Annotated in this window: 14 protein-coding genes and 1 pseudogene; 12 read left to right on the forward strand and 3 right to left on the reverse strand. The window is 65.1% G+C overall.

Going from position 1 to position 26,140, the window contains the following annotated elements:
- The first annotated feature begins 16 nt into the window (after nucleotides 1-16).
- The 12 genes and pseudogenes from VGN93_RS19075 (at nucleotide 17) to VGN93_RS19135 (ending at nucleotide 22,219) form a co-directional block, all read left to right on the forward strand.
- Nucleotides 17-2,268, forward strand: a pseudogene (locus VGN93_RS19075) (methyl-accepting chemotaxis protein).
- A 106-nt stretch (nucleotides 2,269-2,374) separates the two neighbouring features.
- Entirely contained in the window at nucleotides 2,375-5,704 is a 3,330-nt protein-coding gene (locus VGN93_RS19085; RefSeq protein WP_327508672.1) for a transglutaminase family protein, read from the forward strand.
- A gap of 51 nt (nucleotides 5,705-5,755) precedes the next feature.
- Nucleotides 5,756-8,134 carry a circularly permuted type 2 ATP-grasp protein gene (locus tag VGN93_RS19090; protein ID WP_414714129.1) on the forward strand — a complete coding sequence of 793 codons (2,379 nt, stop codon included), beginning with the start codon at nucleotides 5,756-5,758 and terminating at the stop codon, nucleotides 8,132-8,134.
- Nucleotides 8,135-8,156: 22 nt separating this feature from the next.
- A complete protein-coding gene (locus VGN93_RS19095) occupies nucleotides 8,157-9,044 on the forward strand; it encodes a transglutaminase family protein (protein WP_319320820.1) in 888 nt (295 codons plus the stop codon).
- Nucleotides 9,045-9,185: 141 nt separating this feature from the next.
- Nucleotides 9,186-10,427, forward strand: a complete 1,242-nt coding sequence (locus VGN93_RS19100; protein WP_327508673.1) for a TadE/TadG family type IV pilus assembly protein — start codon at nucleotides 9,186-9,188, stop codon at nucleotides 10,425-10,427.
- 204 nt (nucleotides 10,428-10,631) lie between these two features.
- On the forward strand, nucleotides 10,632-13,091 hold the full coding sequence (locus VGN93_RS19105) for a glycogen/starch/alpha-glucan phosphorylase (RefSeq protein ID WP_414714108.1): 2,460 nt from the start codon (nucleotides 10,632-10,634) through the stop codon (nucleotides 13,089-13,091).
- Nucleotides 13,091-15,304, forward strand: a complete 2,214-nt coding sequence (gene glgB / locus VGN93_RS19110; protein WP_327508674.1) for a 1,4-alpha-glucan branching protein GlgB — start codon at nucleotides 13,091-13,093, stop codon at nucleotides 15,302-15,304. Before VGN93_RS19105 ends, glgB begins: the two co-directional genes overlap by 1 nt.
- A gap of 26 nt (nucleotides 15,305-15,330) precedes the next feature.
- Nucleotides 15,331-16,593: a glucose-1-phosphate adenylyltransferase gene (gene glgC, locus VGN93_RS19115; protein WP_256119777.1), complete on the forward strand. Its 1,263-nt coding sequence runs from the start codon at nucleotides 15,331-15,333 to the stop codon at nucleotides 16,591-16,593.
- An 8-nt stretch (nucleotides 16,594-16,601) separates the two neighbouring features.
- Nucleotides 16,602-18,050: a glycogen synthase GlgA gene (gene glgA, locus VGN93_RS19120; protein ID WP_327508675.1), complete on the forward strand. Its 1,449-nt coding sequence runs from the start codon at nucleotides 16,602-16,604 to the stop codon at nucleotides 18,048-18,050.
- 13 nt (nucleotides 18,051-18,063) lie between these two features.
- Nucleotides 18,064-19,695: an alpha-D-glucose phosphate-specific phosphoglucomutase gene (locus VGN93_RS19125; RefSeq protein ID WP_327508676.1), complete on the forward strand. Its 1,632-nt coding sequence runs from the start codon at nucleotides 18,064-18,066 to the stop codon at nucleotides 19,693-19,695.
- A gap of 1 nt (nucleotide 19,696) precedes the next feature.
- Nucleotides 19,697-21,667 carry a glycogen debranching protein GlgX gene (glgX, locus tag VGN93_RS19130; RefSeq protein ID WP_327508677.1) on the forward strand — a complete coding sequence of 657 codons (1,971 nt, stop codon included), beginning with the start codon at nucleotides 19,697-19,699 and terminating at the stop codon, nucleotides 21,665-21,667.
- 63 nt (nucleotides 21,668-21,730) lie between these two features.
- Nucleotides 21,731-22,219: a MaoC family dehydratase gene (locus VGN93_RS19135; RefSeq protein ID WP_319320669.1), complete on the forward strand. Its 489-nt coding sequence runs from the start codon at nucleotides 21,731-21,733 to the stop codon at nucleotides 22,217-22,219.
- A 33-nt stretch (nucleotides 22,220-22,252) separates the two neighbouring features.
- Here the strand turns inward: VGN93_RS19135 and VGN93_RS19140 are convergent, their stop codons facing one another.
- Genes VGN93_RS19140 through VGN93_RS19150 form a run of 3 tightly spaced genes read right to left on the reverse strand, consistent with a single transcriptional unit; the run spans nucleotide 22,253 to nucleotide 26,128 of the window.
- Nucleotides 22,253-22,801: a sarcosine oxidase subunit gamma gene (locus VGN93_RS19140; RefSeq protein ID WP_327508678.1), complete on the reverse strand. Its 549-nt coding sequence runs from the start codon at nucleotides 22,799-22,801 to the stop codon at nucleotides 22,253-22,255.
- On the reverse strand, nucleotides 22,794-25,787 hold the full coding sequence (locus VGN93_RS19145) for a sarcosine oxidase subunit alpha (protein WP_327508679.1): 2,994 nt from the start codon (nucleotides 25,785-25,787) through the stop codon (nucleotides 22,794-22,796). Before VGN93_RS19145 ends, VGN93_RS19140 begins: the two co-directional genes overlap by 8 nt.
- Complete coding sequence (locus VGN93_RS19150) at nucleotides 25,784-26,128, reverse strand: sarcosine oxidase subunit delta (RefSeq protein ID WP_319320660.1); 345 nt, start codon at nucleotides 26,126-26,128, stop codon at nucleotides 25,784-25,786. Before VGN93_RS19150 ends, VGN93_RS19145 begins: the two co-directional genes overlap by 4 nt.
- Nucleotides 26,129-26,140: the final 12 nt, after the last annotated feature.

Genomic DNA, 26,140 nt, shown 5'->3' on the forward strand with positions numbered 1-26,140 from the left:
TCAGAAATCATCCCCTATGCGTCTTTCCATAAAGCTTTCGCTTGCGGCCCTGCTGCTGGCCGTCATTGCCATTTCCGCAACCAGCGTCGCGAGCCTCTATCTCAGCGCCAGCCAGTCGACCGAGGCGGCCGTGACGAAGCTCGAAACGCTGGCCGACGGCCGGCGCAACGAACTCGCGCAGTATCTGCAATCGATCGTCAAGGAGACCCGCGACCTGGCCGGCCAGAAGGTCGTCGCCAAGGCGCTCGACGATCTGTCGGGTGAACTCGGCGCAATCGAAGGCGACCGCGCTGCCGAATTGCAACGCCGCTATGGCGGCAAGGCCGATCTGAAATCCGCCGAGATCGACACGTTCGACCAGATGCATGGCCGCTACCACGGCTTCTTCCTACGGCAGGCGGAGGCGCAGGGTTTCGACGACATGCTGCTCGTCAATCTTAGCGGCGACATCGTCTATTCGCTCAAAAAACACGATGATTTCGGCGCCAACCTCACGACCGATGCGCGCTTCGCCGGGACCGGCCTTGCCAAGGTCTTCGCCGAAGCGGCGCCCAGCACGGAAACCGCCATCGTCGCCTTCGACGATTACCAGGCCTATGCGCCGGCCGGTCGCGCCGTGGCCTTCCTCGCCGCCCCCGTCGCCTCCGTCGCGGGCAAGATCGGCGTGCTCGTCGTCGCGCTGCCGACCGAACGTATCGCCGCGAAGCTGAACAACCCCGTCGGCCTCGGCGAGACCGGCGAAGCCATGCTGCTGAACGCCGATGGTTTCCTCCTCACCCGCCCCTCGCACGGCACGGATGCCGACGTGCTCACGATGCGTATCGCGCCGGAGCTTCTGGCCGCCGACGATGGCGCGATCGCCAAGGCGACCCTGCCCGATCACCGCGGCCGGGAGGTGAAGCTCGCCGCCGCCAGCTTCGATTTTCTCGGCCGCCCCTGGACCGTCGCCGCCGTCATGGCATCGAGCGAAGTCTTCGCCGGCCTCACCCGCCTCATCAGGTGGACGCTGCTCGTCTCGCTCTGCGTGCTCGTGGTGACGGCCGCCGTCGGCTTCCTTTTCGCCAGCCGCCTGTCACGCCCGATCACCGCTCTTGTCTCCGACATGAACCGGCTTGCCGGCGGCGACACGACGATTGCCTGCGATGGCGAGGACCGGCGCGACGAGATCGGCGACATGGCGCGCTCCGTGCTCGTCTTCCGCGACGCGGCAATCGAGAAGGAACGCTTGCAACGGGAAACCGCAACGATCCGCGAGGAGGCCGATAGCGAGCGGGCGGCCCGCGAGAGCGCCAAGCAGGCCGAAGACGCCGAAACCGAGGCGGCCGTGCTGCGCCTCGCGGGCGCGCTGCAGCACCTCGCCCGCGGCGACCTCACGCAGCGCATCGAGACGCCCTTCATGCCAGCGCTCGATCGCATCCGCACCGACTACAACGCCTCCATCGAGCGGCTTGCCGAGGCGATGACGACGGTTCGCGTCAACACCCACCGGATCCGCGACGATTCCAGCGAGATGCAGGAGGCGCTCGTCCAGCTCTCCAGCCGGACCGAGCGGCAGGCCGCCTCTTTGGGCGAGGCCGCGGCGGCGCTGGCGGAAATGACGCAGGTCGTGCAGTCCGCAGCCGAGCGCACGACGGTCGCCGAGCGCCTCGCCTCCGACACCAAGAAGAGCTCGGCCACCTCCGAACAGGTCGTCGACAATGTCGTCAGCGCGATCGGCAAGATCGAGACGTCCTCGCACGAGATCGGCAACATCATCGGCGTCATCGACGACATCGCTTCCAGACCAACCTTCTGGCGCTGAACGCCGGCGTGGAAGCGGCGCGGGCGGGTGAAGCCGGCAAGGGCTTTGCCGTCGTGGCGCAGGAGGTGCGGGAACTGGCGCAGCGCACGGCCAGTGCGGCGCGCGAGGTGAAGGCGCTGATCACCAAATCCGCCGGCGAGGTGGCGCGCGGGGCGGGCCTCGTGCGCGAGACCGGCAACGTGCTGCGCGACATCGCCGGCAAGATCAGCGCGATCGACAGGGAGATCAAGGAGATCGCACGTGCGGCGCGCGACCAGTCCGTCGGCATCCACGAGATCAACACGACGATCCGCCAGCTCGACGCGGTGACCCAGCAGAATGCCGCGATGGTCGAGGAAAGCAGCGCCGTCACGCACCGCCTTTCCGACGAGTCCGCCACGCTTGCGCGCCTCGTCGGCCAGTTCGAGACGCCCGGCGAGGCGGCGCGCCAACCGGCGGCAAGGCCGCACCTGCGCGCCATCGCCTGATCGACGGTGAGGGCAGGCAGCGATCCCGCTTGCAATCTCTCTTCGCATTGCACAAACTCCCCTCGATGGCGGCAACAGACCGTCACCGAGGGGAAAAAGAGAGCGCATGTCGATCAAGGCCGGTATCTACCACCTCACCCATTACAAGTACGACAACCCGGTCCGCCTCGGACCCCAGATCATCCGGCTGAAACCCGCCGCCCATTCCAAGACCAAGGTCATCAGCCATTCGCTGAAGGTTTCACCGGCAAACCATTTCGTGAACCTCCAGCAGGATCCCTACGGCAACTATCTCGCCCGCTACGTCTTCCCCGATCCGGTGACCGAGCTGAAGATCGAAGTCGATCTCGTCGCCGACATGACCGTCTACAATCCCTTCGACTTCTTCGTGGAGGAAGAGGCCGAACACTGGCCCTTCGATTATCCGGAGGACCTGCGCGAGGACCTGAAGATCTACCGCGCGCCCGAGCCGATGGACCCGGCGCTCGAAGCCTATATGAAGACGATCGACCGCTCGCGCCGGCGCACGCTGGACATGGTCGTCGCCCTCAACGCACAGGTCCAGCAGTCCGTCGGCTACGTCATCCGCATGGAGCCCGGCGTGCAGACGCCGGAAGAGACGCTGACGACGGCGCTCGGTTCGTGCCGCGATTCGAGCTGGCTGCTGGTGCAGATCCTGCGCAATCTCGGCTTCGCCGCCCGCTTCGTCTCCGGTTACCTCATCCAGCTCAGCCCGGACCTCAAGGCGCTGGACGGTCCCTCTGGCACGGAGGTCGACTTCACCGACCTGCATGCCTGGTGCGAAGTCTATCTCCCGGGCGCCGGCTGGATCGGCCTCGACCCGACCTCCGGGCTGCTCACCGGCGAAAGCCACATCCCGCTCGCCGCCACCCCGCACTTTCGCAATGCAGCACCGATCAGCGGCGGTTATTTCGGCGAGGCGAACACGGAATTCGATTTCGCGATGACGGTACAGCGCGTCGCCGAGCACCCGCGCATCACCAAGCCTTTCTCCGACGAGAGCTGGGAGGCGCTGAATGCGCTGGGCCGCAAGGTCGACACCGTGCTTTCGGACAACGACGTGCGCCTCACCATGGGCGGCGAGCCGACCTTCGTCTCCATCGACGATTTCGAATCCGAGGAATGGAACACCGCCGCCGTCGGCCCGACCAAGCGCGAGAAGGCCGACGAGCTGATCCGCCGCCTGCGCGAGCGCTTCGCGCCCGGCGGCTTCCTGCATTACGGCCAGGGCAAGTGGTATCCGGGCGAAAGCCTGCCGCGCTGGACCTTCTCGCTCTACTGGCGCAAGGACGGCAAGCCGATCTGGCACAACCCGGACCTGATCGCCACCGAGGGCGCCGACACCGAGGTCACCGAAAAACAGGCCGAGGCGCTTCTGACCGGCATCGCCAGAGAGCTTGAGATCGAGCCGGACATGATCATTCCCGCCTTCGAGGACCCGGCGGAATGGATCATCAAGGAAGGCAGCCTGCCGGAAAATGTCGACCCGTCGAACTCCAAGCTCGAAAGCCCGGAAGAGCGGGCGCGCATCGCCAAGGTCTTCGAGCGCGGCCTGACGACCGCGACCGGCTATATCCTGCCGGTGCAGGCCTGGAATGCCAAGGCGGGCGGGCGGCGCTGGGTGAGCGAGCGGTGGCGCACCCGCCGCGGCAAGATCTTCCTCATTCCCGGCGATTCGCCGATCGGCTTCCGCATGCCGCTCGGCACCCTGCCCTATGTGCCGCCGTCGCAATATCCCTACATCCACCAGGCCGATCCCTCGATCCCGCGTGAGCCGCTGCCCGACTACAGCGCTCCGGCGCGCACCCTGGCGCAGGCATCGCTGCGGGCGAGCGAGCCCCAGCAGGAGCGCAACGAGCAGAACATCGCCGGTTCGACGGGCGACATCCGAGGCGCGGTGCGCACCGCTCTCAGCGTCGAGCCGCGCGACGGCCGCCTGTGCGTCTTCATGCCGCCGGTCGAGCGTATCGAGGACTATCTCGACCTGATCGCCGCCGCGGAAAAGGCCGCGGCCGATCTCGGCCTGCCGGTCCATATCGAAGGTTATGCGCCGCCGCAGGACGAACGCATCAACGTCATGCGGGTCGCCCCCGATCCGGGCGTCATCGAGGTCAATATCCATCCCGCCGCCAACTGGCAGGACTGCGTGGACATCACCACCGCGGCATACGAGGAGGCCCGCCTCACCCGGCTCGGCGCCGATAAATTCATGATCGACGGCCGCCACACCGGCACGGGCGGCGGCAACCATGTGGTCGTCGGCGGCGACAATCCAAACAACAGCCCCTTCCTGCGCCGGCCGGACCTCCTGAAGAGCCTCGTCCTGCACTGGCAGCGGCATCCGTCGCTCTCCTATCTCTTCTCGGGCATGTTCATCGGCCCGACCAGCCAGGCGCCGCGTATCGACGAAGCGCGGCACGACACGCTCTACGAGATGGAAATCGCCTTCGCGCAGGTTCCGCCGCCCGGCCAGGGTGCGGCACCCCTGCCCTGGCTCGTCGACCGCCTGTTCCGCAACCTGCTCACCGACGGCACCGGCAACACCCACCGTTCGGAAATCTGCATCGACAAGCTGTTCTCGCCGGACGGCCCGACCGGCCGCCTCGGCCTCGTCGAGTTCCGCGGCTTCGAAATGCCGCCCAATGCCCGCATGAGCCTCGCCCAGCAATTGCTGATCCGCGCGCTCATCGCCCGGTTCTGGCAGAACCCCGCCGATGGCGGCTTCGTGCGCTGGGGCACCACGCTGCATGACCGCTTCATGCTGCCGCACTATGTCTGGCAGGATTTCCTCGACGTGCTGGCGGACCTCAAGACGAACGGCTTCGAGCTCAAGCCCGAATGGTTCGCTGCCCAGCTCGAATTCCGCTTCCCCTTCTGCGGCGAGGTCGAATACGAGGGCGCCAATCTGGAGGTGCGCCAGGCGCTGGAACCCTGGCATGTCATGGGCGAGCAGGGCGCGGTCGGCGGCACGGTGCGTTACGTCGATTCGTCCGTCGAACGCCTTCAGGTGAAGCTGGAGACCGCCAATCCGGAACGCTACACCGTCGCCTGCAACGGCAGGCCCGTTCCGCTGCGCTCGACCGGCACCAGGGGCGTCTCCGTCGCCGGCGTGCGTTACAAGGCCTGGCAGCCCGCCTCCGGGCTGCATCCGGTGCTGCCCGTCAACACACCGCTTACATTTGACATTTATGATACATGGTCGCGGCGGGCGATCGGAGGCTGCATCTACCATGTTGCCCATCCGGGCGGACGCAACTATGACACCTTCCCGGTGAACGGAAACGAGGCCGAAGCGCGCCGGCTGGCGCGATTCGAGCCCTGGGGGCACAGGGCGGGCGGCTATACGCTGTGGCCGGAAACACCGTCGGCGGATTTCCCGCTGACGCTGGATCTGCGCCGTCCGTCCGGCATCTAGGCTGCCATTGGAGTGTTGGAATTGAAGACCACGAGTGCGGAGGCAGAGCGCATCAAGGCCGGTACGGCGCAAAAGCCGACGCGCGCCTATGCCCCGCCCCCGGGCGTCGCCGACGAGATGGTCGATACGAACGGCGAGGTGCGCCCGGTCTGGCGGCACTTTCTCGCCGCACTCGGCAAGATGGACGAGACCGAGCTTGCCGGCCGCTTCGCCCGCGCCGACCGCTACCTGCGCGACGCCGGCGTCTTCTACCGCGCCTATGGCAAGGAAGCCGGCGCCGAGCGCGCCTGGCCGCTCTCCCACATTCCCGTGCTGATCGACGAAGCCGAGTGGGAAACCCTCTCGCGCGGCCTCATCCAGCGGGCGGAACTGCTGGAGGCGGTCGTCGCCGATATCTACGGAAAGAACGAACTCGTCGCCAACGGCCTGCTGCCGCCGGCCCTCGTCGCCTCCAACAGCGAATTCCTGCGCCCGCTCGTCGGCGTGCAGCCCGCCGGCAAACATTTCCTGCACTTCGTCTCCTTCGAGATCGGCCGCGGGCCGGATGGCAACTGGTGGGTGCTTTCCGACCGCACACAGGCGCCCTCCGGCGCCGGTTTCGCGCTGGAAAACCGCGTGGCGACGACGCGCGCCTTTTCCGACGTCTATGCGGAAACCCACGCCCACCGCCTCGCCGGCTTTTTCGGCGCCTTCCGCAGCACGCTGCAGGGCAACAAATCGGCGGAAGACCGCATCGCGGTTCTGACGCCGGGCCTTGCCAACGAAACCTATTTCGAACACGCCTATATCGCGCGATATCTCGGCTTCATGTTGCTGGAAGGCGAGGACCTGACGGTCGTCGGCGGCAAGGTCATGGTGCGCACCGTCGCCGGCCTCAAGCCGGTCGGCGTGCTCTGGCGCCGCCTCGACGCCTCCTTTGCCGATCCGCTGGAGTTGAACCAGAACTCCCATATCGGCACGCCCGGCATCGTCGAGGCGCTGCGCTCCGGCTCCGTCAGCATCGTCAACGCGCTCGGCGCCGGTGTCGTCGAGACCCGCGCCATGCTCGCCTTCCTGCCCAACATCTGTCGCCAGCTTCTCGGCGAGGACCAGATGCTGCCGTCCGTCGCCACCTGGTGGTGCGGCCAGAAGAGCGAGCGCGAGCACGTTGCCGCCAATATCGAGCGCATGGTCATAGGCCCGGCCTATTCGACCCGCCCCTTCTTCGACGACAACGAGCAGTCCGTGCTCGGCTCCTCGCTGCGCGACACGGCAAAACAGTCGATCGCCGAATGGCTGGCGACGGACGGCGTGAAACTGGTCGGCCAGGAGGCGGTGACGCTGTCCACGACGCCCGCCTTCGTCGATGGTGAGCTCGCGCCGCGGCCGATGTCGCTACGCGTCTTCGCCGCCCGCACCCGCAGCGGCTGGCAGATCATGCCGGGCGGTTTTGCCCGCATAGGCGCCGGCGCCAATGTCGCGGCGATCGCCATGCAGGAAGGCGGCTCGGCGGCGGACGTCTGGATCGTCAGCCGCAAGCCGGTCGAGCGCACCTCGCTGCTGCCGGCCGAAGAGATGTTCACCCGCAACATGCCCGGCAGCCTGCCGAGCCGCGCGGCCGACAACCTCTTCTGGCTCGGCCGCTATATCGAGCGGGCGGAAGGCGCGCTTCGCGTGCTGCGCGCCTGGCACGGCCGTTACGCCGAATACGCCAATCCCGAACAGCCGCTGCTGAAGGATGTCAGCGACTATCTCGACGCGCTCGGTATCGACACGGCGGAAGCCATGCCGACGAGCCTGATCCGCAGCATCGACAGCGCCGTCTTCTCCGCCGGCAACATCCGCGACCGTTTTTCGCCCGATGGCTGGCTGGCGCTGAACGACCTGTCGAAGACCGCCCATCGCTTCCACGTCAGCGTGCAGTCCGGCGACGACGCGACGCGCGCCATGACAGTTCTCCTGCGCAAGCTCGCGGGCTTCGCCGGCCTCGTGCATGAAAACATGTACCGCTTCACCGGCTGGCGCTTTCTGTCGATCGGCCGGTATCTCGAACGCGGCCTGCACATGACGCGCCTGCTCGGCCACATGTCCGGCGAGGACGCGCCCGACGGCGCGCTCGACATGCTGCTCGAGATCGGCGACAGCGTCATGACCCATCGCCGCCGCTACAACGTGGCGACGGCGCGCCTGACGGTCACCGACCTGCTGGCCCTCGACGCGCTAAACCCGCGCTCGATCCTCTACCAGCTGAACGAGATCAAGAACGAGGTCGAGCAACTGCCGAACGCCTATGCCAACGGCCAGATGTCGCCGTTCTACCGCGAGGCCATGCGGCTCCATGCGGGGCTGGCGGTGATGACGCCGGAAACCATGACGGATGCGGTCTACAAGCGTCTCGAGATCGAGCTCGAAAAGCTTTCCGACATCCTCGCCCAGACCTATCTGAGCTGAACAGGGAGGAGACGCTGTGACCATGCTCTACGACGTCAACCTCCAGATCAGCTATCTCTACGACACGCCGGTTTCGGGCGGACGGCATATCGTGCGCGTGCTGCCGCTGTCGATTGGCGGCCGCCAGCGGCTGGTCGCCGGCACGGTCGGCGTCAATCCCGGCCCCGGCGAGCGGGTCGACCACAACGATTTCTTCGAAAACCCGATGAGCTCGATCCTCTTTCGCAACGCGCACGAGCGACTGGACATCCGCATGCAGGCCCGCGTCCATGTCGACATGCCGGAGCAGGCGGCGGATTTCTCGCCGCGCGTCGCCGACCTGCCGGAGGATATCGCCAACTACTGGTCGCTGGATGCCGGTTCGCCCCACCACTATACCGGTGCAAGCCCGCGGCTGCAGGATTGCCCCGAGATCGCCGAATACGCCCGCGCCATCGCCAAGCCCGACATGACGATCCGCGCCATCGCGACCGCCGTCTGCGCCCGCATCCACAAGGATTTCACCTACGATCCGAAGGCGACCAATGTCGACACCACGCCCCGCGAGGCCTTCAAGCTGAAGCGCGGCGTCTGCCAGGATTTCACCCATGTGATGATCGTGGCGCTCAGAAGCCTCGGCATTCCCGCCGGCTATGTCAGCGGGTTCCTCCGCACCATCCCGCCTGCGGGCAAGGAACGGCTGGAAGGGGCTGACGCCATGCATGCCTGGGTGCGCTTCTGGTGCGGCAGGGTGAACGGCTGGATGGAACTCGACCCGACCAATAACATCCCCGCCGGCACCGACCATATCGTCGTCGCCTATGGCCGCGACTATGCCGACGTCGCCCCCGTCATCGGTGTGCTGAAAGGTTACGGCCAGCACAAGACGACCCAGGCCGTCGACGTCATCCCGGTGCGCCAGACCGCGTGAAATCCCGTTTGGAAACAACGGCAAAAGCCGGAATTGCGGGATCGGCGCAATTTTACGAAAACTATACCACGCGCCCGAACCGTTAGATAACACTTCGCTGCTAGTTTCGCCCCACATTATGAAGATGCTGGGTGGACGCTCATGACGAAGACGATGGAAAGACGGTCCTGGCTCTCCCGCTTGCTGCGGGACCGCCGCGGTAATTTCGGGATGATGACGGCGCTGGTCTTTCCGGTCATGCTGGCCGCCGGTGGCGTCGCCATCGACCTGACGAAGATGGTCATGATCAAGGCGGAGTTGCAGGACGCGACCGACGCGGCAGCCCTCGCCGCCGCCTCTTCGCTTGCCAATGACGGCAAGACCGTCGCGCAGGCCAAGGAAATCGCCATGCGCTTCCTCAAGAGCCAGATGACGACCGGCGGCAGCGCGGATGCGGAAGGCGACCAGGACGAGAAGGACAAGAACGACTATACGTCCGCCACCGTCATCGACGTCAAGGAGACCGTGCTTACCGGCGACAGCAAGTCGTTCCAGGTGGACGTGGCGACGAGCTACACGCTGGAGTTCAACCCCTTCACCCGCCTTCTCGGCCAGACATCGACCAAGATGAACGCGAGAAGCACGGCGGAAAGCGGCACGGCGGAAAAGAAGCACTCGATTTCGATGTTCCTTGTGCTGGACCAGTCCGGTTCGATGTCCTTCATCACCAATGAAAAGGACCCGGACAAGAACAAGAAGTGCCAGAATCACACGTCGAGCAATTGGTACACAGCCAATCTGCCGGAAACCTCGCCGTGCTATATCTCGAAGATTGCGGCGCTCAAGACGGCGGTGGCGAGCCTCGTCACCGAGCTGAATACCGCCGATCCGGAGAAAAAATACGTCCGCACCGGCGCCGTATCCTATAATGACAAGATGCTGGCGACTGTCGATCTCGCCTGGGGCACGGCGACCGCGCTCACCTATGTCAACGCCATTGCGAAAGTACCGCAGGGCGGCACGGATTCGAGCGGTGCCTTTGCGCAGGGCCTGAAAAAGGTGAAAGACCCCGCCGAAGAAACCATCCACAAGAACAAGAGCGGCCAGGTCCCGTCGCGCTTCATCTTGTTCATGACCGACGGCGAAAACACCCACTATAACGGTGCTGCCAACAACACGAAATCGGACGAGGAAACGAAGAAGAGCTGCCAGGCGGCTCGCGACGCCAAAATCGAGGTCTATGCCGTCGCTTTCATGGCGCCACAGCGCGGCCAGGATCTCTTGAAAGCCTGCGCGACGACCGGGTCGAACTATTTTGAAGCGACGAACATGGCGGCATTGATCAGCGCCTTCAAGGAGATCGGCAGCCGTACGGCCGCGACGGTTGCCCGCCTGACCAAGTAAACCGCACACCCACCGCCAAAACGAACCCGCTGCGCGCTGCGCGGCGGGTTTTTTAGCATGTTCGGCGTGTTTCAGGCATGTCGAAAATGCATGTGGCCTTTCTTGAAAAGGCGTATTGCAAGCGCTTCGGATAGATGCATAAATTGATTTAAACGCGATTTTCGCGAGAACGACGCACCAGATGCGAGGGGACAAAAGTTCACCATGATGAACCGGGTTACCAACAACGATCTCGCCCCGGCCCTTAGATCTTCGGACCGAGAACAACTCGCCACCGAACTTCTGGAGCGCCTCAAATACCGTATCGGGAAAGACCCGAAAGTCGCCAAGCCGCACGACTGGCTGACGGCCGCGATCCTGGTGGCGCGCGACCGCATCACCGACAAATGGATGGACTCCACCCGCCGCACCTATGCGACGGGCGCAAAGCGCGTCTATTACCTGTCGCTCGAATTCCTCATCGGCCGCCTGATGCGCGACGCGATGACCAATATCGGCATCATGGACGAGATGCGCCACGCGCTCGCCTCGCTCGGCGTCGATATCGACATCATCGCCGAGCTGGAGCCGGATGCCGCCCTCGGCAATGGCGGCCTCGGCCGCCTCGCCGCCTGTTTCATGGAGAGCATGGCGACGGTCGACGTGCCGGCCTACGGCTACGGCATCCGTTACGTGCATGGCCTCTTCCGCCAGCAGATGGCGGATGGCTGGCAGGTCGAGCTGCCGGAAACCTGGCTCGCCCACGGCAATGCCTGGGAATTCGAACGCCGCGAAAGCTCCTACGAAATCGGCTTCGGCGGCGCCGTCGAGACGATCAATATCGGCGAGGACAAGCAGCGCTTCGTCTGGAAGCCGGCCGAGCGCGTCATCGCGACCGCCTTCGACACGCCGGCCGTCGGCTGGCGGGGCAAGCGCGTCAACACGCTGCGCCTGTGGGCCGCCAACCCGATCGACCCGATCCTGCTCGACGCCTTCAACGCCGGCGACCACATCGGCGCGCTCAAGGAAAGCAACAGGGCAGAAAGCCTGACGCGCGTGCTCTACCCGGCCGATGCGACGCCCGCCGGCCAGGAACTGCGCCTGCGCCAGGAATTCTTCTTCTGCTCCGCCTCGCTGCAGGACATCCTGCGCCGCCATCTCCAGCAATATCCGGACTTCACGTCCCTGCCGGACGCCGTCGCGATCCAGCTCAACGACACGCACCCGGCGATTTCCGTCGTCGAACTCGTGCGCCTGCTGATGGATGTCCACGGGCTGGACTTCGACGTGGCCTGGGACATCGGCCGCCGCACCTTCTCCTACACCAATCATACGCTGCTGCCGGAAGCGCTGGAAAGCTGGCCGGTGCCGCTGCTCGAGCGGCTGCTGCCGCGGCATATGCAGATCGTCTATGCGATCAACGCCAAGATCCTGGTGGAAGCCCGCAAGGAAAAGGGCTTCGAAGACCAGCGCATCCGCAGCATCTCGTTGATCGAGGAATCCGGCGAACGCCGCGTGCGGATGGGCAACCTCGCCTTCGTCGGCTCGCATTCGATCAACGGCGTGTCGGCGCTGCACACCGAGCTGATGAAGGAAACGGTCTTCGCCGACCTGCACAAGCTCTACCCCGACCGCATCAACAACAAGACGAACGGCATCACGCCGCGCCGCTGGCTGATGCAGTGCAATCCGGGCCTGTTGAACCTGATCCGCGAATCGATCGGCGAAGCCTTCATGGACGACGCCGAGGCGCTGAAGGCCCTCGATGCCTTCGCCGACAACAAGGATTTCCAGGAGCGTTTCGCGGCGATCAAGCGGGAGAACAAGAACCGGCTCGCCAATCTGGTGGGCAGCCGCATGGGGGTCCGCATCGATCCCGCCGCGATGTTCGACATCCAGATCAAGCGCATCCACGAATACAAGCGCCAGCTTCTCAACATCATCGAGGCCGTGGCGCTCTACGACCAGATCCGCTCGCATCCGGAACTGGACTGGGCTCCGCGTGTAAAACTCTTCGCGGGCAAGGCGGCGCCGAGCTATCACAATGCCAAGCTGATCATCAAGCTCGCCAACGACGTGGCGCGCGTGATCAACAACGACCCCGCGGTGCGCGGCCTGCTCAAGGTCGTCTTCGTGCCGAACTACAACGTCTCGCTCGCCGAGATCATAGTGCCGGCCGCCGACCTGTCGGAGCAGATTTCGACCGCCGGCATGGAAGCCTCGGGAACCGGCAACATGAAGTTCGCGTTGAACGGGGCGCTGACCATCGGCACGCTCGACGGCGCCAATGTCGAGATGCGTGACCATGTCGGCGAGGAGAACATCGTGATCTTCGGCATGACGGCAGACGAAGTGGCGAAGGTCAGGGCCGAAGGGCACAATCCGCGCGCCATCATCGAACAGTCGAAGGAACTGTCGCAGGCACTCGCCGCGATTTCCTCGGGCGTGTTCTCGCCGGATGACCGCAACCGCTTCACCGGCCTGGTGGACGGCATCTACAATCACGACTGGTTCATGGTGGCGGCCGATTTCGACGCCTATTCCACGGCCCAGCGTGACGTCGACGCCATCTGGGCCGACAAGGCGGCCTGGTATTCCAAGACCGTGCGCAACACGGCCCGCATGGGCTGGTTCTCGTCCGACCGAACCATTCGCCAATACGCCAAGGAAATTTGGAGAGCCTGATGACTGCACCGCCGAAAAAGGGCACGACGGACCAACCGTCAGAGCTGCTGGCGAAGGCGGACATCGATGCGATTTTGGAAAGCCGGCACTGGGATCCGTTCGCAGTGCTCGGCCCTCATCCGGCGGGCGACAAGTTTATCGTCCGCTGCTTTCTGCCGGGTGCTGCCGAAGTCACTGCCGAGACATTGGCGGGCAAGGAGATCGGCGCGCTCACGCAAGTCGATCCGGCCGGCATCTTCGCTGGCGAGGTTTCCCTCAAGAAGCTCCAGCCGATCCGCTACCGCGCCCGAAACGACGGCGGCGAATGGGTGGTGATCGACCCCTATAGTTTCGGACCGGTGCTCGGCCCGATGGACGACTATTATATCCGCGAGGGCTCGCATCTCAGGCTCTTCGACAAGCTGGGCGCCCATCCGATGACGCTCGACGGCATCGACGGCTTCCATTTCGCCGTCTGGGCGCCGAATGCCAAGCGCGTCTCCGTCGTTGGCAATTTCAACGACTGGGACGGTCGGCTGAACCCGATGCGACTGCGCCGCGACACCGGCATCTGGGAGATTTTCCTGCCCGGCATCACCATTGGGCACGCCTATAAATACGAAATCGTGGGCATCGACGGCGAGGTCCTGCCGTTGAAGGCCGATCCCTTCGCCCGCCGCTCGGAACTGCGCCCCAACAATGCCTCGATGACCACCGGGCCGATCGCGCAGGAATGGGAGGACGAGGCGCATCTCAAGCATTGGGCGACCGCCGATGCGCGCCGCCAGCCGATCTCGATCTACGAGGTGCACGCCGCTTCCTGGCAGCGCCACGGCGACGGCGCCATGCTGACCTGGGACGAGCTTGCCGACCGGCTGATCCCCTACTGCGTCGACATGGGTTTTTCCCATATCGAGTTCCTGCCGATCACCGAATATCCCTTCGACCCGTCCTGGGGCTACCAGACGACCGGCCTCTATTCACCCACCGCCCGCTTCGGCGAGCCGGAAGGCTTTGCCCGTTTCGTCAACGGCTGTCACAAGGTCGGCATCGGCGTCATCCTCGACTGGGTTCCGGCGCATTTCCCGACGGATGCGCATGGCCTTCGCCAGTTCGATGGCACCGCGCTCTACGAACACGAGGACCCGCGCAAGGGCTTCCATCCGGACTGGAACACGGCGATCTACAATTTCGGCCGCGCCGAAGTGCTCGCCTACCTCATCAACAACGCGCTCTACTGGTCGGAGAAATTCCACCTCGACGGGCTGCGCGTCGATGCCGTCGCCTCGATGCTCTACCTCGACTATTCGCGCAAACACGGCGAATGGATTCCGAACGAATATGGCGGCAACGAGAACCTGGAGGCCGTGCGCTTCCTGCAATCGATGAACGCCCATGTCTATGCCGCCCATCCCGGCATCCTGACGATCGCGGAAGAATCCACCTCCTGGCCGAAGGTTTCCGCCCCCGTGCATGACGGCGGCCTCGGCTTCGGCTTCAAGTGGAACATGGGTTTCATGCACGACACGCTGCAATATCTGTCGCGTGAGCCGGTGCACCGCAAGTTCCACCACAACGACATGACCTTCGGCCTGCTCTATGCCTTCACGGAGAATTTCGTGCTGCCGCTGAGCCATGACGAAGTGGTGCACGGCAAGGGCTCGCTGATCGCCAAGATGGCGGGCGACGACTGGCAGAAATTCGCGAATCTGCGCGCCTATTACGGCTTCATGTGGGGTTATCCCGGCAAGAAGCTGCTCTTCATGGGGCAGGAATTCGCGCAATGGCAGGAATGGAGCGAGGAAAAATCGCTCGACTGGAACCTGCTCGAATATCCGCTGCACGAGGGCATGCGCCGGCTGGTGCGCGACCTCAACGGCACCTACCGCCGCAAGGCCGCGTTGCATGCCCGCGACTGCGAGGGCGACGGCTTCGAATGGCTGATCGCCGACGACCGCGAGAACTCGGTCTTTGCCTGGCTGCGCAAGGCGCCGGGCGAGAAGATGATCGCCGTCGTCACCAACTTCACCCCCGTCTACCGCGAGAACTACGGGGTGCCGCTGCCGGTTGAGGGCCGGTGGCGGGAAATCCTAAACACCGATGCCGAGATTTACGGCGGCAGTGGCAAGGGGAACGGCGGGGCCGTTCAGGCCAAGAAGCAGGCAAATGGAACGATCTCAGCCGCCATCACGTTGCCGCCGCTGGCGACACTGATGCTGGAACTGGACGCATAACAAAATCGATCAGTCGGGAGGACATTATGGAGCAAAAGCGGATTCAACCCCTCGCCCGTGACGCGATGGCCTATGTTCTTGCGGGCGGCCGGGGAAGCCGCCTCAAGGAACTGACCGACCGGCGCGCCAAGCCCGCCGTCTATTTCGGCGGCAAGGCGCGCATCATCGACTTCGCGCTGTCCAATGCGCTGAATTCCGGTATCCGCCGCATCGGTGTGGCCACGCAGTACAAGGCGCATTCGCTGATCCGGCACCTGCAGCGCGGCTGGAACTTCTTCCGCCCGGAGCGTAACGAAAGCTTCGACATCCTGCCGGCGAGCCAGCGCGTTTCCGAAACGCAGTGGTACGAGGGCACCGCCGACGCCGTCTACCAGAACATCGACATCATCGAGGACCACGGTGTCGAGTACATGGTCATCTTGGCGGGCGACCATATTTATAAGATGGACTACGAGCTGATGCTCCAGCAGCACGTCGATTCCGGCGCGCAGGTCACCATCGGCTGCCTGGAAGTGCCGCGCATGGAGGCGACCGGCTTCGGCGTCATGCATGTCGACGAGAAGGACCAGATCATCGCCTTCGTCGAGAAGCCGGCCGATCCGCCGGGCATTCCCGGCCAGCCGGACCTGGCGCTCGCCTCCATGGGCATCTACGTCTTCCACACTAAGTTCCTGATGGACCTGTTGCGCCGCGACGCCGCCGACCCGACGTCGAGCCGCGATTTCGGCAAGGACATCATCCCCTACATCGTCCAGCACGGCAAAGCCGTCGCCCACCGTTTCGCCTCCTCCTGCGTGCGTTCCGATTTCGAGCGTGAGGCCTATTGGCGCGACGTCGGCACGATCGATGCCTACTGGCAGGCGAACATCGACCTCACGGACATCGCGCCGGAACTCGACATCTACGACAGCACCTGGCCGATCTGGACCTTCGCCGAGATCAAGCCGCCGGCAAAGTTCGTGCATGACGACGAAAACCGGCGCGGCTCGGCGATCTCCTCGCTCGTTTCGGGCGACTGCATCATCTCCGGCTCGACCCTGCACCGCAGCCTGCTCTTCACCGGCGTGCGCGCCAACTCCTTCTCCAGGCTCGAGGGCGCGGTCGTGCTGCCCGATGTCAGGATCGGCCGGCACGCGAACCTCAAGAATGTCGTGATCGACCGCGGCGTCATCATTCCCGAGGGCCTCGTCGTCGGCGAGGACCCGGAAGCCGACGCCCGGCGCTTCCGCCGGTCGAGCGGCGGCATCTGCCTGATCACCCAACCGATGATCGACAAGCTGGAGCAGTAGTCTTCCTGATGAATATCCTTTCGGTGGCATCCGAAGTATTCCCGCTGATCAAGACGGGAGGCCTCGCCGACGTCGCCGGCGCCTTGCCGATCGCGCTTGCCGGGCATGGCGTGCACATGCGCACGCTGATGCCCGGTTATCCCGTGGTCATGCAGCGGCTGGTCGCAGTCGAGGAGGTCGCCACCTTCGAGGACCTGCTCGGCGAGCCAGCCCGCATTCTCGCTGCCAGGCACGAGGGTCTCGATATCCTCGTGCTCGATGCCCCGGGCTTCTTCGACCGCCCGGGCGGCCCCTATACGGACGCCACCGGCAAGGATTTCGTCGACAACTGGCAGCGTTTCGCCGCCCTCTCGCTTGCGGGCGCCGAGATCGCCCGCGGCCTCTTGCCGGACTGGCGGCCGGATATCGTGCAGGCACACGACTGGCAGGCGGCGATGACCGCCGTCTACATGCGCTATACGGGCCTGCAGCACATTCCGACCGTGCTCACCGTGCACAACCTTGCCTTCCAGGGCCAATACGGCGCCGATATCTTCCCCGACCTCGGCCTGCCGCCGGAGGCCTTCACCGTCGACGGGCTGGAATATTACGGCGATGTCGGCTTCTTGAAGGGCGGGCTGCGCACCGCCTGGTCGATCACCACCGTCAGTCCCACCTACGCCCACGAGATCATGACGCCGGAATACGGCATGGGCCTCGAAGGCCTGATCAATGCCCGCGCCAGCGACCTCGTCGGCATCGTCAACGGCATCGACACCGCCGTCTGGAACCCGGAAACCGACACCCATATCGCCCGCCCCTATGCGCCCGGTGCGCCCAAACAGCGCGCCGCCAACCGGCATGCGCTTGCCGAGCGCTTCAGCCTCGGCGATGACGACGGCCCGATTTTCTGCGTCATCAGCCGCCTCACCTGGCAGAAGGGTATCGACCTCATCGCCGAGATCGCCGACTGGATCGTCGAGCAGGGCGGCAAGCTCGTCGTGCTCGGTTCCGGCGACCAGGGTCTCGAGGGCGCGCTGCTGGCCGCAGCCTCGCGCCATCGCGGCCGTATCGGCATCGTCATCGGCTATAACGAGCCGTTGTCCCATCTCATGCAGGCGGGCGCCGACGCGATCCTCATCCCGTCGCGTTTCGAGCCCTGCGGCCTCACCCAGCTCTACGGCCTGCGCTATGGCTGCATTCCCATCGTGGCGCGCACCGGCGGCCTTGCCGATACCGTCATCGACGCCAACGAGGCCGCGCTTTCCGCCCGCGTCGCCACCGGTTTCCAGTTCACGCCGATCAATGCCGAGGGCCTGCGCCAGGCGCTGCGCCGCGTCTTCAAGGCCTATAACGAACCGAAAATCTGGGCACGCATCCAGAACCAAGGTATGAAGTCGGACGTTTCCTGGGAAAACAGCGCCGCGCGCTACGCTGACCTCTATTCCAGCCTTCTTTCGAGAGCCAACCTTTCCTGAAGAGTATGAGCCGATGACCGTCAAGACCGTAACGACCACGCCTTACACCGATCAGAAGCCGGGCACCTCGGGCCTGCGCAAGAAGGTCCCCGTCTTCCAACAGCCGAACTATGCGGAGAATTTCATCCAGTCGATCTTCGATTCGCTGGAAGGCTTCGAAGGCCAGACGCTGGTGATCGGCGGCGACGGGCGCTACTACAATCGCGAGGTTATCCAGATCGCCGTGAAGATGGCGGCCGCCAATGGTTTCGGCCACGTGCTCGTCGGACGCGGCGGCATTCTTTCGACACCTGCCGCGTCCCACATCATCCGCAAATACAAGGCGTTCGGCGGCATCGTGCTGTCCGCCAGCCACAATCCCGGCGGCCCGACGGAAGATTTCGGCATCAAGTACAATATCGGCAATGGCGGCCCGGCGCCGGAAAAGATCACCGACGCGATCTTCGCCCGCACCAAGTCGATCGACAGCTACAAGATCGCCGAGGCCGAGGATGTGAACCTCGACCACGAGGGCACGCAGGATATCGAGGGCATGACGGTCACCGTCATCGACCCGGTTGCCGACTATGCCGAACTGATGGAGAGCCTCTTCGACTTCGCCGCCATCCGCGCGCTGCTTGCCGGCGGCTTCCGCGTCGTCTTCGATGCCATGAGCGCCGTCACCGGCCCTTACGCCAAGGAAATCCTCGAAAACCGCCTCGGCGCCACCAAGGGCTCGGTGCTGAACTTCATGCCGCTGCCCGATTTCGGCGGCCATCATCCGGACCCGAACCTCGTGCACGCCCGCGCGCTCTACGACACGATGATGGCCGACGACGCGCCGGATTTCGGCGCCGCCTCCGACGGCGACGGCGACCGCAACCTGATCATCGGCAAGGGCATTTTCGTCACCCCCTCCGACAGCCTCGCCGTGCTCGCCGCCAATGCCCATCTGGCACCCGGCTATGCCGCGGGCCTCGCCGGCATCGCCCGCTCCATGCCCACATCGGGTGCGGCCGACCGCGTCGCCGAAAAGCTCGGCATCGGCATCTACGAGACACCGACCGGCTGGAAATTCTTCGGCAACCTGCTCGATGCGGGCCTCGCCACGATCTGCGGCGAGGAAAGTGCCGGCACCGGCTCCAACCATGTGCGCGAGAAGGACGGGCTCTGGGCCGTGCTGCTCTGGCTCAACATCCTCGCCGTGCGCAAGGAAAGCGTGCTCGACATCGTGACGCAGCATTGGGCGACCTACGGCCGCAACTACTATTCCCGCCACGACTACGAGGAAGTCGACACGGACGCCGCGAACGGCCTGGTGGCCAACCTGCGCGACCAGCTCGCGACGCTGCCCGGCAAGAGTTTTGGCACCCTCACCGTCGCGACGGCCGACGACTTCGCCTATAACGACCCGGTTGACCAGTCGGTGAGCAAGAACCAGGGCATCCGCGTCCTCTTCGAAGGCGGCTCGCGCGTGGTCTTCCGCCTCTCCGGCACCGGCACGTCGGGCGCGACACTGCGCGTCTATATCGAGCGCTTCGAGCCGGATGCCGCGCGCCACGGCGTCGAGACGCAGGAGGCGCTCGCCGACCTCATCACCGTCGCCGATGAGATCGCCGGCATCAAGGCCCGCACGGGCCGCGACGCGCCGACCGTGATCACCTGAGATGACCACCGCCCCCTCCTTCGCACCGGGCGCAACGCTCTCCGGCGACGGAGTGGAGTTCGCGGTCTATTCGCACGACGCCGGCCGCGTCGAGCTCTGCCTGTTCGACACGGACGGCGACACGGAACTCGCCCGCCTCACCATGGGGCGGGATGAAAACGGCTTCCACCGCGTCTTCGTCGAGGGGGCAACCGCCGGCACGCGCTACGGCTTTCGCGCCGAAGGCGTCTATTCGCCCGATCACGGCCTGTGGTTCGACCCGGCAAAACTGCTGGTCGATCCCTATGCCAAGGAGCTCGACCGCCCCTTCGTGCATGACGGCCGGCTCACTACCTTCGGCACGGACACGACCGATATCGTACCCAAGGCGGTCGTCACCCGCGACCGGCCGGTCACCGTTAAACCCCCGATCTTCCGTCCCGGCGGCTTCGTCTACGAGGTCGCCGTGCGCAGCTTCACCATGCTGCACCCGGACGTGCCGGAGGCGATGCGCGGCACGGTCGGCGCGCTCGCCCACCCCGCCGTTCTCGCGCACCTCAAGCACCTCGGCGTCGACGCCGTCGAGCTGATGCCGATCACCGCCTGGATCGACGAGCGCCACCTGCCGCCGCTCGGCCTGTCCAACAGCTGGGGCTACAATCCGATCGCCCTGATGGCGCTCGACCCGCGCCTCGTGCCCGGCGGCATGCAGGAACTCGCCGACACGGTTGCGGCACTCAGGGCGGAAAATATCGGCGTCGTCCTCGACCTCGTCTTCAACCATTCCGGCGAAAGCGACCGCCACGGTGCGACGCTCTCCATGCGCGGTCTCGACAACCTCACCTATTATCGCCACGTTCACGACCGCCCCGGCGACCTCATCAACGACACCGGCTGCGGCAACACCATTGCCGGCGAGCACCCGGTCGTACGCCAGCTGGTGCTGGACAGCCTGCGCCATTTCGTGCGCCATGCCGGCGTCGATGGCTTCCGGTTCGACCTCGCCACCATCCTCGGCCGCGAGGCGGACGGTTTTTCCGCCCAAGCCGCTTTGCTCTCCGAAATCTGCGCCGATCCGCTCCTGAAGGACCGCGTGCTGATCGCCGAACCATGGGATATCGGCCCCGGCGGCTACCAGCTCGGCAATTTTCCAAAACCCTTCCTCGAATGGAACGACCGCTACCGCGACGACACGCGCACCTTCTGGCGCGGCGACAGCCACCGGCTCGGCGCTTTCGTCACCGCCTTTGCCGGCTCCTCCGATATCTTCTCCCGACACGGCGGCGAGGCGACGCGCAGCGTCAACTTCCTCGCCGCCCATGACGGCTTCACGCTGATGGACCTCGTCTCGCACACGGTCAAACACAACGAGGCGAACGGCGAAGACAACCGCGACGGCCACAACGAGAACCATTCCTGGAACAACGGCGCCGAGGGCGCGACGAACGACGGCGCCGTGCTCTCCGCCCGCCGTGCGGATGTGAAGGCGCTGCTCTCCAGCTTCTTCCTCTCGCGCGGCACCGTGATGCTGACGGCCGGCGACGAGGGTGGCCGCAGCCAGCAGGGCAACAACAACGCCTATTGCCAGGACAATGCCATCACCTGGATGCACTGGGACCAGCTGGACGAAGGCCTGATCGAGCACACCGCCATGCTCTCGGCCATCCGCAAGCGTTTTCCGGCGCTTGGCGAAACCGCCTTCTGGAGCGGTGCCGGCGATGTCGACTGGCGAACGCTCGCCGGCGCACCGATGACCGCGGGCGACTGGGAGACGCCGTTTGCCGGAACATTGCTTGCCATCCTCAAGACACCCGACCTACAACAGCAGCGGATCGTCCATCTCGCGATCGCCATCAACCGGACGCACGGCGAGCAGGCGCTTGCCCTGCCGCCACCGGAGGGGCGCGACTGGACGAGCCTGCTTTCCGCCAACCATCCCGCGACCGGCATGCTTCATTCACGCACCGTCGAGATTTTTGTCGAAAAGCACTGATCTTCATTGCCCGGACAAAACGTGTCTTTAGAAAAGGCGCGAATCAAGCGGCGGGAAAGCCAAATGCCAGCACATATCCACCTGAAGGACATCGATGCCCTCGTCGGCACGGAGATCGGCCTGTCGCGCTGGTTCACCGTCGACCAGACGATGATCGACCGGTTCGCCGAGGCGACGGAAGACCATCAATTCATCCACACCGATCCCGTGCGCGCGGCGGCGGAAACGCCCTTCGGCGGCACGATCGCACACGGGTTCCTGACGCTCTCGCTGCTATCCGCGATGAACTACGATTGCGTGCCGCGCATCATCGAGCAGACGATGGGCATCAATTACGGTTTCGAGAAAGTGCGCTTCATGACGCCGGTGAAAAGCGGCGCGCGGGTGCGCGGCCGCTTCATGCTGGCGGAAGCCCGCTTCCGCGGCGCCGGTATGGTGACGATCCGCTATGACGTGACCGTCGAGATCGAGGACGAGCGCAAGCCCGCGCTCACCGCGGACTGGATCACCATCATCCAGTTCGACCCGAAGGACCGGCCCGAGCATGTGTGAATTGAAAATCCCGCCTCGAAGGCAGGATTTTTGTCAGAGGCCGGCATCCTCCGCGCCTTCCGCCAGCAGGCCGAAGGCATAGGGCGAGAACGAGCGCCAGCATTCGACACGATAATCCTCTTCGCCCGTGCGCAACAGCACGATCTCGATCTTGCCGAGCACCGTGCGGGCAGCCGCACCGACCGGGAAGATCGTGTTGCCGAGATCGAGCGGGCAGGCGCTGGCGATCGCCCCGGCCGCTTGCGGACCGGAGACGAGCACGGCCGTGTTGCGGTGGGAGACATCCGTGGCCGAATGCAGCACGCCGGAGCTTGCGGCCGCCGCCATCAGGTCCGCGCCGTTTTCGTCGATCAGCAGCCACTCGTCCGGGCCGAGCCAGAGCGCGTGGCGGCCGTTTGCCGAGGCCGAGGTTTTCGGGCGCGTCGGCAGCGTCAGGCCGAAGGCGGCCGAGAGAGCGCCGAGCGCGTCCGTGCCTGCACGCAGCGACAGGCGGGTTGCGGGGGCGGCGGGCGTGACGCGCGCGCCGGCGGAGCCACCATGGCGGCCGGCCAGCGGCGCCTTGCGAAGTGCTTGATCAGCCATTGAGGCGTGCTCCTTCCTTGTCGATGAACACCATGTCGCTGACCTCGACCGCGATGGTGCGGTCGGGCATAGGCACGTAAAGCGTCTGGCCCAGGCGAGCCTGACCGCCGGCGACGAGCGCCATGGCGATCGACCGGCCGCAGTTTTCCGACCAGTAGGACGAGGTCACGTGGCCGAGCATTTTCATCGGCTTCGGCTCGTTCGGATCGGCGACGATCTGCGCGCCCTCCTCCAGCACCACGTTCGGATCCTTGGTCAAAAGGCCGACAAGCTGCTTGCGGCCCTCCTTCACGAGGTCCGGCCGCTTCAGGCCGCGGATGCCGACGAAATCCGTCTTCTTCTTGGAGACGGCCCAGCTGAGGCTTGCATCATGCGGCGTGACCGTGCCGTCCGTATCCTGGCCGACGATGATGTAGCCCTTTTCGGCGCGCAGAACGTGCATGGTCTCGGTGCCGTAAGCGCAGGCGCCGAGCGGTTCGGCACGCGCCCAGATGGCCTCCAGAACGGATTGGCCGTAATCGGCCGGCACGTTGACTTCGTAGCCGGCTTCGCCGGTGAACGACATGCGGAACAGCCGGGTCGGCACGCCGCAGATCTTGCCTTCGCGCACGCTCATATGCGGAAAGGCCTCGTTGGACATGTCGATGCCCTCGACGAGCGGCTCGATGATCTCGCGCGCCTTCGGCCCCTGCACGGCGATGACCGCCCACTGTTCGGTGGTCGAGGTGAGCCAGACCTTCAGGTGCGGGAATTCCGTCTGGAGATAGTCTTCCATGTGGTTCATGACGCGCGGCGCACCGCCCGTCGTGGTGGTCACGTGGAAGCGATCCTCGGCAAGCCGGCCGACGACGCCGTCGTCATAGACGAAGCCATCCTCGCGCAGCATGATGCCGTAGCGGCAGCGGCCGGGCTTCAGCGTATCCCAGGCGTTGGTATACATGAGGTTGAGGAACTCGGCCGCATCCGGGCCGACGACCTCGATCTTGCCCAGCGTCGAGGCATCGAAGACGCCGGCGGCGTTGCGCACCGTGCGGCACTCGCGGTTGACCGCGTCGTGCATCGTCTCACCGGAACGTGGATAATACCAGGCACGTTTCCAGTTGCCGACATCCTCGAAGACGGCGCCCTGCGCCTCCTCCCAGGCATGCAGCGGCGTCTTGCGCGCCGGATCGAACAGGTCGCCGCGCGAATGGCTGATCAGCGTTCCGAAGGTCACCGGCGTGTAGGGCGCGCGGAAGGTGGTGAGGCCGATCTTCGGGATCTCGCGGTTCAGCACTTCCGACGCGATGGCGAGGCCATGGATGTTGGAGAGCTTCCCCTGGTCGGTCGCCATGCCGTTGGTGGTGAAGCGCTTGATGTGTTCGATCGAGTGCATGCCCTCGCGCACGGCAAGGCGGATGTCCTTGGCGCAAACGTCGTTCTGGAAGTCGACGAAGGCTTTTACCGTCGTATCGACGCCAGCGCCCTCGGCACTACCGGCCATGCCGCCGGTCCATTCGAAGGCGTTTTCGCCGCGAAGCTCGACCTTTGCGCCGCCCTCGTTGCCGGTGGCGCGCGCCATCAGCTCGCCGGCTGCCAGCGATTCCTCGATGGTCGCCTGAAGGCCGTCCGTGCCGTTGCACGAGCCCACGGAAAGGCAATCCTGCGCATAGGTGCCCGGCAGGAAGCGGCCGGAGGGGGCGTCATAGGCGACCTTGCCGCGCGACTGCGAGAACAGGTGCACGGAGGGCGTCCAGCCGGCGGACATCAGCAGCGCATCGACCGGGATGGCCCGCGCCGAGCCGCCGCCGTTGCGGGCGACCGAGATGGAGGAGACGCGCAACTTGCCCTTGGTATCGACGACCGAATGGCCGACGAGCACTTCGATGCCGAGCTTGCGGGCCTCGGCGAGAACGGCCTCGCCCGGCTTGTCGCGGTTGTCGACGATGGCGGCGATGGTGACGCCGGCACGCTTCAGGTCGAACGCGGCCTCGTAGGCCGAATCGCTCGCCGTATAGACGCCGACCTTGCGGCCGACGGCGACGCCGAAATGGTTGAGATAGGTGCGCGCCGCCGACGCCAGCATGATGCCCGGCCGGTCGTTGTTGGCGAACACCATGTGGCGCTCGATCGAGCCGGTGGCGAGGATCACCCGCTTGGCGCGGACCTGCCACATGCGCTCGCGCGGCAGCTTCTTGTCGGGACGCGCGAGGTGATCGGTGACGCGTTCGACGAGGGCGACGAAATTGTGGTTGTAATAGCCGAAGGCCGTCGTCCGGGTGAGAACGGTGACGTTTTCCATCGCCTTGAGTTTAGCGGCCGTCGCCTGCGCGCAGGCATAGCCGTTCTGGCCGTCGATGGTGACGGACGTGTCGTAGTGCAGCGCACCGCCGACGTCCGGCTGCTCGTCGCAGAGGATGACGCGGGCGCCGGTTTCCGCGGCCGCAAGCGCTGCCGAAAGGCCGGCAACGCCGCCACCGGCGACCAGCACGTCGCAATAGGCGTAGCGGCTGGCATAGTGGTCCGGGTCCTCTTCCGTCGGCGCGACGCCGAGGCCGGCGGCCTTGCGGATAAAGGGCTCGTAGACCTTCTCCCAGGCGGCCTTCGGCCACATGAAGGTCTTGTAGTAGAAGCCGGCGGCGAAGAAGGGCGACAGCAGGTTGTTGATGCCGCCGATATCGAAGGACAGCGACGGCCAGCGGTTCTGCGATTCCACCTTCATGCCGTCGAAGACTTCCTGCACCGGCGCGCGCACGTTCGGCTGGCGGCGGGCGGCATCGCGGGAGACGTCGATCAGCGCGTTCGGCTCTTCCGGACCAGCCGAAAGAATGCCGCGCGGGCGATGATACTTGAACGAGCGGCCGACGAGGTGCACGCCGTTGGCGAGTAGAGCCGAAGCAACCGTGTCGCCTTCCAGCGCCTGGTAGGTCTTTCCGTCGAACGTGAAACGCGCGGTCCTGGCGGGCGTCAGGCGGCCCTGACCGGCAATGCGATTAGCACCGCTCATGTCGCGGTTCCTTCCGTGGCTTCATAGGTTTCAACGGTTTTCTCGGTGGCGGGGGCGACGCCCGGCAGATCGGGTTTCGGCTCGCCGGCCTTGTAGCTCATGAGGAACTTGTCGCTCACCGTGTCGCGTGCCGCATTGAAGAAGCGGCCGCAGCCATGGATATGGCGCCAGCGTTCGAAGATCAGCCCCTTCGGGTTGTCGCGCAGGAAGAAAAACTCCTGGAACTCCTCGTCGGTGATGTCGGCCATGTTGGTCGGCCGGGCGATGTGCGCGTCGCCACCATGGCGGAATTCGAGCTCCGAGCGCTCTTCCTCGCAGTAGGGGCAGTAGATCAGCAGCATTGTTTCCTACCT

The organism is Shinella sp. (assembly GCF_035998705.1).
Lineage (GTDB): Bacteria > Pseudomonadota > Alphaproteobacteria > Rhizobiales > Rhizobiaceae > Shinella.

Coding starts and splice junctions, on each gene's coding strand:
- VGN93_RS19135 (WP_319320669.1), top strand. CDS start 21,731: ATGCCAGCACATATCCACCTGAAGGACATCGATGCCCTCGTCGGCACG.
- VGN93_RS19145 (WP_327508679.1), bottom strand. CDS start 25,787: ATGAGCGGTGCTAATCGCATTGCCGGTCAGGGCCGCCTGACGCCCGCC.
- VGN93_RS19095 (WP_319320820.1), top strand. CDS start 8,157: ATGCTCTACGACGTCAACCTCCAGATCAGCTATCTCTACGACACGCCG.
- glgB (WP_327508674.1), top strand. CDS start 13,091: ATGACTGCACCGCCGAAAAAGGGCACGACGGACCAACCGTCAGAGCTG.
- glgC (WP_256119777.1), top strand. CDS start 15,331: ATGGAGCAAAAGCGGATTCAACCCCTCGCCCGTGACGCGATGGCCTAT.
- VGN93_RS19085 (WP_327508672.1), top strand. CDS start 2,375: ATGTCGATCAAGGCCGGTATCTACCACCTCACCCATTACAAGTACGAC.
- VGN93_RS19150 (WP_319320660.1), bottom strand. CDS start 26,128: ATGCTGCTGATCTACTGCCCCTACTGCGAGGAAGAGCGCTCGGAGCTC.
- VGN93_RS19125 (WP_327508676.1), top strand. CDS start 18,064: ATGACCGTCAAGACCGTAACGACCACGCCTTACACCGATCAGAAGCCG.
- VGN93_RS19100 (WP_327508673.1), top strand. CDS start 9,186: ATGACGAAGACGATGGAAAGACGGTCCTGGCTCTCCCGCTTGCTGCGG.
- VGN93_RS19105 (WP_414714108.1), top strand. CDS start 10,632: ATGATGAACCGGGTTACCAACAACGATCTCGCCCCGGCCCTTAGATCT.
- glgX (WP_327508677.1), top strand. CDS start 19,697: ATGACCACCGCCCCCTCCTTCGCACCGGGCGCAACGCTCTCCGGCGAC.
- VGN93_RS19140 (WP_327508678.1), bottom strand. CDS start 22,801: ATGGCTGATCAAGCACTTCGCAAGGCGCCGCTGGCCGGCCGCCATGGT.
- glgA (WP_327508675.1), top strand. CDS start 16,602: ATGAATATCCTTTCGGTGGCATCCGAAGTATTCCCGCTGATCAAGACG.